The sequence below is a fragment of the Pseudomonas sp. UF-293 genome (genome assembly GCF_058245595.1).
The window spans coordinates 376,662-393,053 of sequence record NZ_JBSICA010000003.1 but is presented as its reverse complement, the minus strand read 5'-3'; the positions used below and the strand labels follow the sequence as shown (position 1 = coordinate 393,053).

Sequence of the window (16,392 nt, the reverse complement as noted above, 5' to 3'; positions counted from 1 at the left end):
AAAGCGGAGTGTCATACGGCACCTTCTTGACTGACACACCGCTTTCGCGAGCAAGCCCGCTCCCACATTTGGATCTCCTGCACAATTAAAATCTCCTGCCCAGTTGGATCTCCTGCACAGTTGGATTTTTGTAATCGAACAATCCCATGTGCAGCGCTCCTTTTTTTGGAAAAACCGGCAGCCCGTGAAGCGCTGCCGGTTACGCCTCAGAACTGCCAGTCGAGGGTCAGGCCGACGCCGTGATCCTTCTCGTTCGAGCCGATCAGGCCGTTGTAATCGAGGTTGACCCGCACGTCGCGATTGAGCGCAAGACCCGCGCGCACGCCGACCACGGCGGCGTCACGATCCATTGACACGCTCTGCACAGTGAACGCGCTGTTGCCGTTGGCGAAGGCCAGATGGCTGTCGGCATCGACGCTGCTCAGGTTGTGCTGCCAGCCGAGGCTGGCGCCCAGTTCCAGCTGATGCTTATCCGACAAGGCGAAGCTGCGCTTGCCGCGTACGCCGAGGGTCGACAGCACCACGTCGCGGTTGTCTTCGCCACCCTTGAGCGCGGCAGCGTCACCCTTCTCGGTGAAGCTGTCGGTGTTGAGGTGCACGTAGGACAGATTGGCGAACGGCTCCAGGTTCATCGGTTGCAGGCCCAGATCGTAAGCGGCCTCGGTGAACAGTTGCGCGGTGGTCGCGTCACGTTTGGTTTTCTGTTTGCCGCTGACGTCGCCGAACTGCAGGTCACGTTTCACATCGATACGATGCCAGCTGTAGGCGCCGCCGACGGTCAGGCGCAACGCGTCGATCTCATGGCCCAGATATGCACCCAAATGGTAGCTGTCGACCGACGCCGACGAATGCGTGCCGCTGCCCATGCTCAACGAGCTGTCGCTGTAACCGGTGACGAAACCGAGACGGGTATCTTCAGCGATCAGCCCGTCGACACCGGCCAGCAGCCCCCCGATGGAGCTGTTGGAATCGGCATTGTCATGGCCGCCGTCACTCTCGCCCCACGAGCCGAGGACTTTGACCCAGGCGTTGCTGCGATCATCAGTCGGCGCATCGGCGTTGAACAGATCACGCTCACGCAGACGCTCGCCGACGGCTTCGCGCAGGTAGCGGCTGTCGTTGATCAGCAGCGTGCCGATGGCCGGGTGGATCTCGCCGGACAACTGTTGAAAGGCCTGTTGCGCCGACGCCGCGTTGGGCGACAGCAACAGGGTTTCGAACAGCGCGTTGCCCGCGCCCAGACGCTCGGCGGCCGCACCAACGGCGCGCTGGTTCGGCGTCAGCCCGACGCTGGCAAACGATGCCTCATTGCGCCCGACCGCCAACTGAATGCCGCCCGCCGAGTAATCCAGAGTGCCGCCGAGGAAGGCGTAATTCGGCAAGACCTGGCCGAAGCGCCCTTCAATGCCACCCGCCGCTTGCAGAATGTTGTAGCGGGTGCCGAGCAGGCTCTGCACTTCGCCGGTGCTGAGCAGGGTCGGGCTGTTTTCCAGCGACAGGCTCACCGTGGCGCCGTCGATGACCGCTTTGCCGCCCGCGACGATCTGATCGCTGCTGGTCGGCGACAGCTCTACGGCGTAGGTCGAACCCGGCGCGAAGGTTACGTCACCCGCGACGTTCAGGGTGCCGATGGAATTGCCCGGCGCCACCGTACCGCCGCTGCTCACCGCCAGCGCGCCAATGCGGCCATTGCCGCCGAGGATGCCGCCGTTGTTGACGGTGACCGCCGATTGCAGCGAACCGTTGATGGCCAAGCGGCCCTGATTGACCAGCGTCGGGCCGCTGTAAGTGTTGTTGCCGGTCAGCACCAGGGTGCCGATACCTTGCTTGGTCAGACCGCCATGGCCGCCGATGTCGTTGCGCCAGGTATCGAGGCCGCACGTGATGTCGCTGCACACGCGCTCGGTCGGTTTGCCCTGATCGATGATCGCGCCGATGCCCGGCAAGTCAGCAACGAACTGGCCAGAGCCATAAGCGCCCTGCACGCGGAATTCCTCGGGAATGTCCTGCTCGGTGACGAACATCGCCGGGCCGTCGATGGCTTTGCGCAGGTTGATCATGCCCCAGCCGTACAAGGCGTCGATGCCCGGCGCGCCGAGGTCGGTGGCGGTGGTGCGCAACACGCTGGCGACCTGATCGCCGCTCATGTACGGAAAACGCTCCATCAGCACGGCGATGGAACCGGCGACGTGCGGTGCCGCCATCGACGTGCCGTTGTAATTGGCGTAGCTGGTGGTCAGGTTGCCGGCGTTGGTGCCTTCGATGATCGAGCTGTAGATCTTGGTGCCCGGCGCCGAGACGCAATAACTCGCCGTATAGCCGCAACGCGAGGAGAACGTGCTGATCACATACGGATTGGCGCTGGCGGTGTCCGGGTTCTGCTGCAAGGCGGCGACGGTGATCCAGTTCGGCGCGATGTCCGGGACGAAGTAGCCGAGGCCGGCGATGGCATCCGGATTGTTCAGGTTGTAATCGTTGCCAGCGGCAAAAATAGTGACGATGCCGCTGCGTGCGGCGGCAATGGCGCCGTCGTAGGCGCCGCCGGGTTTGGTGCCGAGCAAGGTGCGGATTTCGTTGAACTGCAACTGCGCGTCGTTGACGGTGAAGTGCGGATACGCCGGATCGCGGCCGCCGAGGTCGAAGCGGTCGGTGATGCCGATGCCCCAGCTGTTATTGATGATCCGCGCTCCGCTGGCGATCAGCGCATCCCAACCGGCCTTGTACACCGCGCCGTCGTTGCCGCGCACGATGCCATCTTCCGGGCCTGGGTCGCCGTTGTCGGCGCTGATGATCTGCGCACCGAATGCCACGCCATGCATCACCCCACCGTCGCGACTGCCCGCCGCGATGCCGCCGACGTGAGTGCCGTGGGCGCCGAGCTTACCGTTGGAGCCGACCGAGGGCGAACCGTCATAGACAAACGCATCGCCGGCCTTCACCGGGATGTACGGGTCGGTGTATTCGCGAATGCCGCTGGTGACCAGGGTGACGACTTTGTTGCTGCCAGAGAACTCCGGATGCGCGGCGTAGACCGGCTGATCGAAGACCCCCAGCTTCACGCCTTTGCCGGTATAGCCAGCGGCGTAAGCGTAATCCGCGCCGATCGCCCCCAGGCCCCAGTCGGCCTTGAATTCACTGCTGCGCCAACTCGACGGATCGCCGTTGCGGCCGTTTTCCACGTAAGGCGCTGCCTGCGCCATCGCACTGGCACACAGCATGGCGACTGTCAGGGTTTTCAGGGCAAAGCGGCCACCCGATTGCGCGGGGGTATTGTTGTTATCCATCCACGACCTTCCTTAGTGATGTTGCAAAAAATCCTGTGTCAGAACTGCCAGTTCAGACTCAGCCCAACGCCATGCAGCTTCTCGCGGCTGGCGAGTTGGCCGTTGTAATCGAGGTTGACCCGCACGTCCTTGCTCAACGCCAGACTGGCCTGCACGCCAACCAGTGCGGCATCGCGCACCAGCGCCGAGCTCTCCACTGAATACGGCGTGCCGCCGCTGGCAAAGCGCAAATGCTGCTGCGATTCAATATCGCTGAGGCTGTGCTGCCAACCGAGCCGAGCGCTGACGTCCAGCGTTTGCTGGCTGGAAAGGTTGAAGGTTTTGCTCGCCCGCACGCCCAAGGTGCTCAACACTGCATCGCGCTGATCCCCAGCGCTTTTCAGCGCAGCGGCGTCGCCCTTCTCAGTGAAGCCTTCGGTGTCCAGATGCAGGTAAGTCAGGTTGGCGAACGGTTCCAGCGCCAAAGGTTGCAGCTGCAAGCGATACGCTGCTTCGGCGAAGACTTGGGTGGTGGTCGCATCTAGCTTGGCTTTTTGCTTGGCGCTGACCTCGTCGTATTGCAGATCGCGCTTCACATCGCCGCGATGCCAGCTGTACGCCGCACCGCTGCTCAAGCGCCAGGCGCCGATGTCGTGTCCGGCGTAAGCGCCAAGGTGGTAGCTGTCGACTTTCGCCGAGGAATGCGTGCCCGAGCCCATGCTCAAGGAGCTATCGCTGTAGCCGGTGACCAGACCGATGCGGGTCTGCTCATCGAGCGCGCCGTCGACACCCGCCAGCAGACCGCCGATCGAGGTGTTGTACCCGGCCGTGTCGTGACTGGAATCGGTGCTGCCCCAGGCGCCGAGGGCTTTGATCCAGCCGTTGCTGCGGGTCGCCGATTGATCGTGCAGCCGCTCGCCGACCGCATCACGCAACTGGCGGCTGTCGTTGATCAGCATTGTCCCCAGCGCCGGATAAATCTCGCCGCTCAGTTGCTGGAAGGCTTGCTGGGCCGAAGCCTGAGTCGGTGCACGAAGCACGCTTTCGTAAACCGAATTGCCGGCGCCCAGCGCTTCGACTGCCGCCGCCACCGAACGCTGGTTTGGCGTTTGCCCGACGCTGGCGAAGCTTGTGGCATTGCGCTGGATATTCAGCTGGATGCCGCTTGCGGCGTAGTCGAGGGCGCCGCCGATGAACAGGTAGTTCGGCACCACCGCAGCGAACTGCCCCTGCACGCCACCGGCCGCTTGCAGGATGTTGTACTGACGACCGAGCAGGCTTTGCGCTTCGGCGCTACTGAGCAAGGTCGGGCTGTTTTCCAGCGCCAGGCTGACGTTGGCGCCGCTCACGGTTGCCGTGCCGCCGGCGACAATGCGGTCGCTGCTGGTGGGCGACAGCTCAACGGCGTACGTCGAGCCCGGGGCGAGTGTCACATCAGCGGCGACGCTCAAGGTGCCGATGGAGTTGCCCGGTGCGACCCGGCCGCCGCTGTTGGCGGTCAACGCACCGATGCTTCCCGAGCCGCCGAGGGTGCCGCTGTCGTTGACGGTGACCGCTGAAGTCAGCGAACCGTTGACGATCAGCAGACCGCCGTTGACGGTGGTCGGGCCGCGATAGGTGTTTGCGCCGCTGAGCAACAATTGCCCGGCGCCGGACTTGATCAAGCTGCCCTGATACACCCGGTTCGCCGCTGCCGCATCACGGAGCATGCCGACGGCGTAATCGGTCTGGTCCTGCTGACTGGCGCCGGCCGGAACACCGTTCTGCCAGCCCTTGTCCTGCAGGGTTTGCTGCCAGGCGCTGTGCTCGGCGAGGTCTTCGCGCTGGCGCTGGAGCAGCGCCTTGTCGGAGATGTCATTGCTCCAGACATCGCGCTGCCCTGCCCCCAGGTTGGCATCGAACGCACCCAGCAATTGCCCCGGCCCGCGCATCGCCCGGTTTAGATTGGCGACGCCCCAGCCGACGCGCTCGTTCGGTGCGTCTGTGCTTGAGCCATCGAGCTGGGTGGCAGTGGTCAGCAGCACTTCGAGCGCCTGCTGGTTGTTCATGTACGGATAACGCTCCATCACCAGCGCCAGGGCCCCGGTCGCGTGCGGTGCCGCCATCGAGGTGCCGGACTTGATCGCATAACCGCCGCCAGGAATGGTGCTGTCGATCTTCGCCCCCGGCGTGGTGATGCACCAGTATTTGGCGATGCCGCACTGGTTGTACTTCTGCTGATTGCTCTGATCGAGCCCGGACACCGCCAGCCAGTGGCCTTCCAGATCTGGCTGAAAATACGGCAGCGCCGAGCGCACGCTGGCATTCGGGTAGCCACTGTTGCCAGCGCTGAACACATTGATCACGCCGCGCCGGGAAACGTCAGCAGCGGCGTCCAGCCAAGTGCCTTTGTTCCAGTGTTGCGCGTAGGCGGCGTGCAGGTCGGCCAACGTGCGATAGCTGACATCCGGCGGCTGACTGCCCCAACTGTTGTTGATCGCCCGCACCCCGGCATCGGCGAGGCTGTCGTACACCGCTTTGAAATAGCGCGGATCAGGGCTGGGGCCGAAGAGGAAACTGTCGTTCTTGTTGGTGTTGCCGACGTAGATCTGCGCGTTGTACGCCACCCCATGCATGCCGCTGCCATCACGGGTTGCGCCCATGGTGCCGACGACGTGGGTGCCGTGGGAGTCGTTGTTCGGGTTGAGCGTGCCGTCGACGTTGAACGCTGAGCCATCGACGTAGCTGCCGCTGGCCGTTACCGGGTGATAACGATCGGCAGCGAATTCCGGGTGGGCGGCATCGAAACCGGAATCGAGTGCGCCGATTTTCACGCCCTTGCCGGTGATGCCGGCTGCGTAGGCCTGATCGGCCTGCATGCGTTGCAGGCCCCAGTCACGCAGGAACTCGGCGCTGCGCCAACTGGATGGGGCGCCGGGCTGGCCTGATTCCAGGTATTGCGCCTGAGTCGCCGAGGTCACCAGCAACAGCGTGCCGAGCGAAATCGGTTTGATGCGTACGTCCATGGTCATCACTCTCGTTTTTGTAGTTTTGTTCAGGGCTGATAGCGGTTTCGCCCGTTCCCCCCTTGGTCAGGGTGAGGGCTGTTGCGCGACCACAAATGCTTCGTCCACCCGCGCCAGATCCTGCTCATTCAGCGTCCCGGCGTAGTAATGCAATTTGGTCCAGGCCATCAGGTAGTCGTAACGTGCCTGGGCCAGGTCGCGGCGGGTGGTAAACAGTTGCTGCTCGGCGTTCAACGCGTCGAGGTTGGTACGTTCGCCGCCCAGAATGCTTTGTCGGGTCGAGACCACCAGCGCCTCGGCCGACTTCAAGGCTTTCTGATAAGCGCGCAATTTGCTCACCCCGGACAGGCACGCGCTGAACTGTCGGCGCAGTTCGATCAAGGTTTCGCGGGTCTTGCCATCCAGTTCGTATTCAGCCTGTTCCATGGTGCGGCTGGCCTGCCGCGTCGAGGCCGATACCCCGCCGCCGGCATACAGCGGCACGCTGACTTCAAGGCCAATGGTGTTGGTTTCGTAGCGCTGGTTATAGGTGTTGCCGCTTTCAGACTCGTTGTCGCGCATCGAGGCGTAGGCACTGACTTTCGGCAGGTGCCCGGCGCGGTTGCGCTCGACTTCGTAGCGCGCCACCTCCACGGCCTGCCGCTGCGAAGCGAGGTTCGGGTTGTTGCTGATCGCCAGTTCATGCCAGGTATCGAAATTGGCCGGCTGCAGGATGAAGGTCTGGAATTGCTGACCAAGCGGCGCCAGATCGCTGATGTCCACTGCCGGCACGCCGACCAGCGCCCCCAGTTCACGCAGGGCCGCATCCTGCTCGTTACGCGCTTCGATTTCCTCGGCAGTCGCCAGCTCATAGCGCGATTCGGCTTCGAGAATGTCGGTACGCGTGCCCTCGCCCTGCTTGAACATGTGTTCGTTCTGCTGAAACTGCTGCTCGTAGGCCTTCTTCTTCGCCTGGGCGATGTCGATCTGGTCTTGGGCAAACAAGGCTTTGGTGTAGTTGTCCAGCACGCGCACCAACAGCTCCTGACTCTTGCCGCGAAACGCTTCGTCGGCAAACAACGACTGCGCGACGCCCTTGCGATACGCCGCGTAAGCCTCGTAATCGAGCAGCGGTTGCTGCACCGTCAGCGCCGAGCCGTAACTGTTGTAGTTGCGCTCGTCGGTGCGGTTGCGCGCACGCTCATCCAGAGACGTAGCCTTGGACGAGTTGCGGCCTTTGTTGTAGGTGTAGCCGATCCGAGGCAGCAGCCCGGCGCGACCAATCACGCGGTTTTCAAGGCCGGCATCACGCTCCTTGATCGCGCCAAGGAACACCGGATCATTGCGCAGTGCTTGTTCGTAAATCTCGAACGGCCCCATGGCCGCGATGGCCGAGTGGTTTGCGAGCAGCATCACTGCGGCCCCCAGTATGGAAAGCTTTTTCATACAGCCGAACATCCTTATTCCTCGGTCAACGCAGAACCGGCGCGATCAAACAGCGGTTTGAACAGGTAGTTGAGGAGTGAACGCTCACCGGTGCGCACGAACATTTCCGCCGGCATGCCGGGCTTGATCACCAGACCGTTGAGCTTTTCCATGGCCTGATCGCTGACGCTGCTGCGCAACACGTAATACGGCACGCCGGTTTTCTCATCGACCATCTGGTCGGCGGAGATCAGGCTGACTTCGCCGGGCACGCGCGGGGTTTTGCTCTGGTTGAACGCGGTAAACAGAATGTCCACCGGCAAATGCGTGCCGACCTTGTCGATCAGGTTGATCGGCAAGTGCCCTTCCACTTCCAGGGTGGTGCCTTGCGGAACGATCTCCAGCAGGGTTTCGCCCTGACGCACCACAGCGCCTTCGGTGTGCACGCCGAGGTTGACCGCCACGCCATCGGCGGTGGCGAGGATCTCGCTGTGTTGCAGGTCGAAACCGGCGGAGGTCAGCTGTTCGGACAGGGTTACGCTTTTGAGCTGCGCATCGGCCAGTTGCGTGCGCACTTCCTTTTGGTATTCCTCGCCGTGCTGCTGCAACTTCAGGCGCGATTCAAGGATGCCCTGCTCCACGCGCCCGCTTTCACCGGTGTTTTCCGCCAATTGCTGCTGCACTTGCGACAGTTGGCGCTGGTAGTCCATCAAGCGGTTGCGCGGGATGTAGCCGTTGTCGGCCAGCGGTTGCAAGTTGCTCAACTGTTGTTGCAAGGAACTGGCCTGAGTATTGAGGTCGCTACGCGCGCGGCGCATGCCTGCCAGTTGTGCAGTGGCGCCTTCGATGTTGGCGCGCAGTGCCGCTTGCTCCCGGAAGAACGCCTCGCGGCGGCTGCTGAACAGTTGCCGCTGGCCTTCCAGCACCAGCGCCAGGCGCGGGTCCGGATCGTTGCTCAGCTCGGCCGGAAAGCTCACTTGCTTGAGGTTGTCGCGCTCGGCCTGCCAGCGCGCGAGGCTGGCCCAAGCCATGCGGTACTGCGCCTGCAGCGATTGCACGTCGGCGGCGACCTGCGTCTGATCGAGGCGAAACAGCGGCTGGCCCTGCTTCACGATCTCGCCTTCGCGCACCAGAATCCGGCTGACCACGCCGCTGCTCATCGACTGCACGGCCTTGCGCTTGCCCGAGACCACCACCGTGCCCTGCACCGGAATGCCCTGATCCAGCGGCGCCAGTGCCGCCCAGGTGAAGAAACTGCCAGCGCCGACGATGGCCAGAATCCAGCCCATGCGCGCGAAGAATTTCGCGTCGCGTTCCGGGCGCTCGGTGATGTAGGCATGTTCCATGTTCGCTTCGTTTTGCGTGTTCATGCTGACGCTGCTCATACACCCGAATTCCTTGTCGAGGGCTGATACTGCCGGCTCATGCTGAGCCCGCCCGGTGTTTGTGCAGCTTTTTCGCGTTGCTGTTCGTGCTGACCGGAAAGTGCCTTGAGCACATCCTGACTCGCGCCGAACGCCTGCAAATGACCGTCGTTGAGCACGAGCAGTTTGTCCGCCTGAGCCAATACCGAAGAGCGATGTGTGACCAGAATCACCGTCGTGCCTTGCGCCTTGAGTTGCGCAATGGCGCTGGCCAGTGCCGCTTCGCCGACGGTGTCGAGGTTGGAATTGGGTTCATCAAGCACCACCAGACTCGGCGTGCCGTACAGCGCGCGGGCCAAGGCCACGCGTTGTTTCTGGCCACCCGACAAGCCGCTGCCGTCCTCGCCCAGCTGCGTGTCGTAGCCCTGAGGCAAGCGCAGGATCATCTCGTGCACACCGGCCTGTTGCGCGGCGGCGACGACTTTCTGCGCGTCGGCTTCACTGAATCGCGCGATGTTTTCGGCGATGGTGCCGCTGAACAGCTCTATGTCTTGCGGCAAATAACCGATGTAAGGACCAAGCTGATCACGGTTCCAACGATGAATATCGGCGCCGTCCAGTCGCACCGTGCCGCCCAGAACTGGCCACACGCCGACCAGCACCCGGGCCAGGGTTGATTTGCCGGAACCGGAGGTGCCAAGCACGCCGAGTACTTCGCCAGCACCCAGATTGAAATTGACCATGTGCAAAGTGGCTGCACGCTTCCCCGGCGGGCCGGCGCTGACTTGTTCGAAGGTGATCTGGCCCTTCGGTGCCGGCAGGGCCATCGCCTCGTCGCTGGGTGGAAACGCCTGCAACAACGCATCGAGACGGCGGTAAGCCAGCTTCGCCCCGCTCCACTGTTTCCACACGGCGATCAACTGATCGATCGGGCTCAGTACGCGGCCCATCAGGATCGAACCGGCGATCATCATCCCCGCAGTCATGTCGCCCTTGATCACCAGCAACGCGCCCAGGCCCAGCACCAGGGATTGCAGGCACAGGCGCAAGGTCTTGCTCAGTGAACTGATCACCGCGCCGGTGTCGCTGGCCTGGTTCTGTAAACCGAGAAAACGTGAATGCACCGCAAACCAGCGTTTGCGCAGCGAGCCGAGCATGCCCATCGCCTGAATGGTTTCGGCGTTGTGCAAATGGCTGGTGGCCAACTGGCTGGACTGCTGGGAAAACCCGGCGGCTTCGCCAAGCGGCTTCTTGGTCATGTATTCGTTGAGGCAGGCCAGCCCGATCAATAACAGCGCGCCCGCCGTCGCCAGCACGCCGAGCCAGACGTTGAACAGGTAGATGACAAACAGATAGACCGGGAACCACGGCGCATCGAAGAAGGCGAACAGCGCCGGGCCGGTGACAAACTGGCGGATATGGGTCAGGTCACCCAGCGATTGTCCGGCGTTGCCCTCGCCCTTGAACAAATTGCGCTCGAACGCCGCCTGATAAACGCGCAGATTGAAGCGCCGCTCGAGCTGACTGCCGATACGGATGACGATAAAGCTGCGGATCACTTCCAGCAGGCCGATGAAAGCGAAGAAGCCGACCACCATCAACGACAGCATTGCCAGGGTGGTTTCATTCTGCGACGACAGCACCCGGTCATAGACTTGCAGCATGTAAATGGACGGCACCAGCATCAACACGTTGATCAGCGCAGTGAAACAACCGACGCTGATCAGAACGCTTTTATAGTCGCCCAGTGCCTTGACTAACGGAGCGGCCGGAGACCTCGCCATCTTCATTGATTCTTCCTGAATTCATAGTCTCGTCATTAACGGACGAGCATTCCATTGATATTCCGCCCACCTGCTCAAAGATGACTTGCAAGTAGCGCTTACAATTTCATAACAAGTTGATCAGGCGTTGCGCTTATAACCTGTACTCGCTGCCTTATATCAACTCATCGCAACTACCAGACGCTGCTTACTGCGCCGTACGCTCTAGCGTAATAAGCAGTCCTGCAGTCAATGTTTGCGTATAAACGCCATTACGCTGACGGCTGAAAAAGGCAATTCTCGAACCTTCCTTGCCAGTGATGGAAATGCCATCTGGCTCGGGAAACCAGCCGATCGGCGCTTCGCTCAACCACGCGCCCAGGCAATCGGCGCCGGCGCCCAAGGTCTGGTTCGGCGCAAGCTCGACCAGGCAAGTGTTCGACGGTTTGTCCTGCAGCGAGCGCGTTTCGGCGGTGTCATTGTGGCCGCTCAATGTGGCCTGCCAGCGCCCGGCGAATGCCGAGGGTTCTTCGAGTCTGAGGCTGCTTGCCATGCTTGTCGCTCCGCTCATCATCAGCGTGACTGCCATCAGCCATGCCATCGTTGTGTAAGTAAAAACATATCCACGCATAAGAAATATCGCTTCCGTTCGTAGCCTTGCCCGGCGCTCAGGCCGATGCAAGCGAAGAAAGCGACGCACGAGGCGCCGCTTTCCTCTCACATCACGCGACGATGTCGCTGGTCGCTGCCTGGCCCACGGTGCTGACAATAAAGTCAGCCACGCCATGCCCGGAGAAATCCACCGACAACAGGCTGTTGCCGCCCGACGAGGTCAGCACCGCATCGCCGGCAGAACCGGTGAAGCTGTTGACGAAGTGCAGGCCCGCGCCGTTGGTGATGCCGGTCAGGTCGATCTTGTCCAGACCACTGACGAAATCGAGAATCTGATCGATCGCACCTGGCCTGGAGTCCGAGCTGGCGGCGAACACGAAAGTGTCCGAGCCGGCGCCACCCCACAGTTTGTCGGCACCGCCAGCGCCGAAGAGGATGTCGTTGCCGGCACCGCCCTTCAGTTCGTTGGCCACGCTGTTACCGATCAACAGATCGCTGCCCGAACCACCAATCGCGTTCTCGATGACTGCGCCCTTGGCAATCGACACGTTGCCGACCATGCCGCCAACGTCGGAGAACGAAGCGCTGTTGAGGTTGATCTTCTGGTTTTGGGTAAAACCGGAGAAGTCCAGAGTGTCCTTGCCGCCGGCATCCCAGACCGAGAACACCACTTTGTCGCTCGACGACGAAGCGCTGAGGAAGTCGCGACCGGTATTGGAGTTGAAGCCGTAGGTAGTGTCGCCGGTGCGGGTCGTGGTGTTGGCGCCGTAGAGCTTCTGGATCGCGGCGATGTCATCCATCAGCGGGCCGGACGAATAGGCTTCGACGCCGCCCTTGCTGAAGTTCTGGTTGGTGTTGCTCTCGCTCCAGTAACTCATGACGCTGTAGCCACGGGTGTCCTGGCCGTAAGTCGCATCGTTGTAGGTCGGGTTGCCGTTGCCGGCGTTGTAGTCGCCAGGGTGAGCAAGGCCGAGGGTGTGGCCGATTTCGTGGGTCAGGGTCTGACGCCCGTAGTTGTTCAGATCCGGATTCTTGTTTTGCGTGTAACCGCTGTTGATCAAGTACCAGGAAGTACCGTCATAACCAGCGCCGGTCCCCGGCAGATAGGCGAATGCCGCAGCGCCGTCCTGGCCACCGCTGTAGTTACCGAAGGTCATGTGCCCGTCACCGCCCGAGGCTCTCTCGGTGAAGGTGACATTGGCCACGTCGGCCCAGGACTGCATGGCGAGCTTGGCCTGGGCCTGCTGCTGCGCGCTGAACTGACTGAATCCGCTGATCCCGTGCTTGTTCATCGTGCTGTTCGAGGCCGAGGTCAGGAACGTATAGGTCAGCTCGATCTTGCCGCTGCCGTCCTTGTCCTGGTAGGCAGCGCCGTCACGCAGCAATTGCGTAGCCGCCTGGTCGACGGAGTACGAGGGTTTGCCATTGACCGTGAGGTTGCCGCCACGATCGTATTGATGGCTGAAGCTATTGATCTGGTTATACGCCGAGCTGAAGGCAGCCAGCTGGAAAGCCTGTTCGGCGGAATCAACAGCATTGGTTTTAACTTTCGACATAAACACACTTCCTTGTTTAGCAATGGAACAGTTTTTGTCCGACAGGACGATCTTTGGCGAGATCGTCCTATCACTCGCCCAATGAAGGCGTAACGAACCTGACACAATTGGAAATCTGTCGTAAAGAGTTTTTTTGCGATCCAATTTGGCTGTATCAGGAAACTGCCGTAAACAAAGCGTGCGGGCATGAAAGATTGTTATTAGTTGCAGCGCGGAATGAAATTGTCTGACGATTTTCTATTTAAATATTAAATATCGGTAAGTTTGGATTTGTTGCGCAAGTCACACTTTCAGCCAGCGGTGCCAGTGCTTTGATATCAACTCTATGACGTTATTCGGACTGTAGGAGCTGACGAGTGCAACGAGGCTGCGATCTTTTGACTTTGACCTTTTTAAGATCAAGATCAAGAGATCGCAGCCTCGTTGCACTCGTCAGCTCCTACAGAGGACGGAGGTTCAGCTACCGGTACGAATCTTGTTCCAAACCCGTGTCCGGATTCGGTCGATATTCAGCGGCATCGCCTCCAGCGCAAACAGCTTGCCCATCATTTCCGCGCTCGGGTAAACCTTGGTGTCGTTCTTGATTGCCGGGTCGATCAGCTTGTCGGCTTGTTCGTTGCCATTGGCGTAGTGCACGTAGTTGGTGATGCCGGCCATGACATCGGGACGCAGCAAGTAATTCATGAAGGCGTAGCCGGCCTTTTCGTCCGGTGCGTCGGCGGGCATGGCGACCATGTCGAACCAGATCGCCGCGCCTTCCTTGGGGATCGCATAACCGATCTCGACGCCATTCTTGGCTTCCTTGGCGCGGTTCTCGGCTTGCAGGATGTCGCCGGAAAAGCCCACCGCTACGCAGATGTCGCCGTTGGCCAGGTCACTGGTGTACTTCGAAGAATGGAAGTAGCTGACGTAGGGCCGCACTTTCATCAGCAGGGCTTCGGCTTTCTTGTAGTCTTCAGGATTTTTGCTGTGGTGCGGCAGACCCAGATAGTTGAGCGCCGCCGGGAGCAGTTCCGGGCCGTTGTCGAGGATCGCCACGCCGCACTTCTGCAGTTTTTCCATGTACTCAGGCTTGAAGATCAGATCCCAGGAATCCACCGGCGCGTTGTCGCCCAGCACCGCTTTGACCTTGGCAATGTTGTAGCCGATACCGGTGCTGCCCCAAAGATACGGGAAGCCGTGCTCGTTGTTCGGGTCGTTGGTCTGCAAGGCCTTGAGCAGCGCCGGGTTGAGGTTCTTCCAGTTCGGCAACTGACTCTTGTCGAGTTTCTTCAGCGCCCCGCCCTGAATCTGCCGCGCCATGAAGTGGTTCGACGGAAAAACCACGTCGTAACCGGATTTGCCGGTCATCAACTTGCCGTCGAGGGTTTCGTTGCTGTCGTAGACGTCATAGGTGACGCCGATGCCGGTGTCTTTCTGGAAATTTTTCGTAGTATCCGGGGCGATGTAGTCGGACCAGTTGTAGACCTTGACCGTCTCGGCCGCGTGACTGACGGAAGCGGCCAGCAGCAGCGGCACCAATGCGAGGGTTTTCTGGATCATGGGGCGATTCCTGTATGGGCTTTTTTTGTTGGCAGGCAATCAAAGGATCAAACAATCAGAAAATCAGCACGTAGCTCTTGCGCACGGTTTCCTGGATATCCCAGATCCCGAGCGTGTTGGCTGGCAACATCAGTGCATCGCCGCCTTGTATGTGCAGGGTTTCGCCGCCACCGTCGGGGGTGAAGGTGCAACGCCCGGAAATGAAATGGCAGAACTCCTGCGCGGTGATCTGCCGCCGCCAGCGGCCGGGGGTACACTCCCAGACGCCGGTTTCCACGCCGTCGTCGCGCTCGACGCTGGTGGTCGAGGCAATGGCGACGGGTTCGCCGAGGGGTACGGCGACCGGGTTGGATTCCTCGAGCTCAAGCGTGGCGGTGTTCTTGAATTGGGTGATGCTCATGGCGTGTCCTGTTTATTGAGGTAAACGAAGTTCAGTGCATGAAACCTTCCATGAACCCGGCCACCCGGCTGGCGAGCTTGCGCCGCCAGGGTGCGGTCGCGGGATTGGCCAGGGTCTGGTCTTCGTGCACGAAGCTTTTGATGATCGCGTTGTAACCGAGCCAGCGGCATGGCTCTGGCTCCCAGGCACGCAGCGCATGAATGCCACCGTCGGGCAGGACCCACGGTTGTTGGGTCAGCTCGCTGTCGCGCTCAAGAATCAGATCGGCCAGCGTCCGGCCGCCGAGGTTGCTGGCACCAACTCCCTCGCCGCCGTAGCCGCCGGACAACGCGATGCCGTTGGCGCGGTCGCAAAGCATGTGTGGCTTGAAATGCCGCGACATGCCGAGGTTGCCGCCCCAGGCGTGGGTGATCTGCACGTTTTTCAGTTGCGGGAACAGTTCGCCGAACAAATAACGGCGCAGTTCGACTTCGTCGCGGGTCAAGTTGAAGTCGTGACGCAGCTTGCCGGCGAACTGATAACCGCCACGGGCGCCGAAAATCAGGCGGTTGTCGGCACTGCGCTGGCCATAGGTGACCTGACGGCTGAATTCACTGAAGGCCTGCCCGCGATTGAGGCCGATTTCGTCCCATGTCGCAGCGGACAGCGGCTCGGTGGCGACGATCAGGCTCTGCACCGGCAATTGATAACGGCCGAGTGGCGGCAACGTCACCGAATAACCTTCCACGGCCGGGACGATCCAGCGGCTGCGCACGCTGGCCTTGGCAGTGCGCAAACTGCCGGATTGCCACTGGGTGACCGGGCTGTTTTCGTAGATCTTCACGCCCATGTTCTGCACAGTTCGCGCCAGACCACGGACCAGTTTCGCCGGGTGAATGGTCGCGACATGGGGGGCGAAGATGCCGCCATAGGGTTTCGCCACACGGATCTGCTGGGCCAGTTGCTCGGGGCTGAGCCAGCGGTAATCGTCGTCAGTCAGGCCTTGCGCGTGCAGCTTGCTCAGGTAATCGCGCAGAACGGCTTCCTGCTCTGGGTATCGCGCGGCGCAGTAAAGCACCCCGCCCTTGCGGTAATCGCAGTTGATGCCTTCGCGTTCAAGGACGATCTCTACCTCGTCAGGAATGCTGTGCAGTAGATCGAACGAAGCCCGCCGCTGTTGCGGCGATAAGCCTGCGAGCAAGCGATCCTCGCCCAGCAAGTTACCCATCAGCCAGCCGCCATTGCGTCCGGAAGCACCAAACCCGGCGGTTTGCGCCTCGATGATGGCGATATCCAGGCCTGGCGCGTGTTTCTTCAGGTAATACGCCGTCCACAATCCGGTGTAACCGGCGCCGATGATCGCCACGTCGACGTCCAGGTCCCGCTCCAGCGCAGGCCGCGCCAGCAGGGGCTCATCGAGCTGATCCATCCATAAACTGATCGTGCGCCACGCCGACATGCCAGACTCCGCCACTGAAAACCTTCGATGGCGTCGATCCTAGTG

At 61.2% G+C, this 16,392-nt stretch carries 10 protein-coding genes; all 10 read right to left on the bottom strand.

Annotated features, from left to right (window positions below; genetic code table 11):
- Window positions 1-206 precede the first annotated feature (206 nt).
- The 10 genes from AC4IHP_RS06480 to AC4IHP_RS06435 all read right to left on the bottom strand — a co-directional run bounded on the left by AC4IHP_RS06480 (window position 207) and on the right by AC4IHP_RS06435 (window position 16,347).
- Window positions 207-3,284: an autotransporter domain-containing protein gene (locus tag AC4IHP_RS06480; protein WP_490831231.1), complete on the bottom strand. Its 3,078-nt coding sequence runs from the start codon at window positions 3,282-3,284 to the stop codon at window positions 207-209.
- Between the two features lie 38 nt (window positions 3,285-3,322).
- Window positions 3,323-6,268 carry an autotransporter serine peptidase EprS gene (gene eprS, locus AC4IHP_RS06475; RefSeq protein ID WP_490831230.1) on the bottom strand — a complete coding sequence of 982 codons (2,946 nt, stop codon included), beginning with the start codon at window positions 6,266-6,268 and terminating at the stop codon, window positions 3,323-3,325.
- Window positions 6,269-6,334: 66 nt separating this feature from the next.
- Window positions 6,335-7,705, bottom strand: coding sequence for a TolC family outer membrane protein (locus tag AC4IHP_RS06470; protein WP_490831229.1), 1,371 nt, complete (start codon window positions 7,703-7,705; stop codon window positions 6,335-6,337).
- 2 nt (window positions 7,706-7,707) lie between these two features.
- On the bottom strand, window positions 7,708-9,057 hold the full coding sequence (locus AC4IHP_RS06465) for an HlyD family type I secretion periplasmic adaptor subunit (protein ID WP_460119378.1): 1,350 nt from the start codon (window positions 9,055-9,057) through the stop codon (window positions 7,708-7,710).
- Window positions 9,054-10,826, bottom strand: coding sequence for a type I secretion system permease/ATPase (locus AC4IHP_RS06460; protein ID WP_490831228.1), 1,773 nt, complete (start codon window positions 10,824-10,826; stop codon window positions 9,054-9,056). Before AC4IHP_RS06460 ends, AC4IHP_RS06465 begins: the two co-directional genes overlap by 4 nt.
- Before the next feature lie 181 nt (window positions 10,827-11,007).
- The gene (locus AC4IHP_RS06455) at window positions 11,008-11,430 is read right to left on the bottom strand and encodes an AprI/Inh family metalloprotease inhibitor (protein ID WP_490831237.1); all 423 of its coding nucleotides are present in this window, start codon (window positions 11,428-11,430) and stop codon (window positions 11,008-11,010) included.
- Window positions 11,431-11,521: 91 nt separating this feature from the next.
- On the bottom strand, window positions 11,522-12,967 hold the full coding sequence (locus tag AC4IHP_RS06450) for a serralysin family metalloprotease (protein ID WP_490831227.1): 1,446 nt from the start codon (window positions 12,965-12,967) through the stop codon (window positions 11,522-11,524).
- A 456-nt stretch (window positions 12,968-13,423) separates the two neighbouring features.
- Window positions 13,424-14,509: a polyamine ABC transporter substrate-binding protein gene (locus tag AC4IHP_RS06445; protein WP_460119384.1), complete on the bottom strand. Its 1,086-nt coding sequence runs from the start codon at window positions 14,507-14,509 to the stop codon at window positions 13,424-13,426.
- A gap of 55 nt (window positions 14,510-14,564) precedes the next feature.
- On the bottom strand, window positions 14,565-14,909 hold the full coding sequence (locus AC4IHP_RS06440; protein WP_024013066.1) for a cupin domain-containing protein: 345 nt from the start codon (window positions 14,907-14,909) through the stop codon (window positions 14,565-14,567).
- Between the two features lie 31 nt (window positions 14,910-14,940).
- Window positions 14,941-16,347 (bottom strand): NAD(P)/FAD-dependent oxidoreductase, encoded by a 1,407-nt coding sequence (locus AC4IHP_RS06435; RefSeq protein ID WP_490831226.1) that lies wholly within the window; start codon window positions 16,345-16,347, stop codon window positions 14,941-14,943.
- Between the last annotated feature and the right edge of the window lie 45 nt (window positions 16,348-16,392).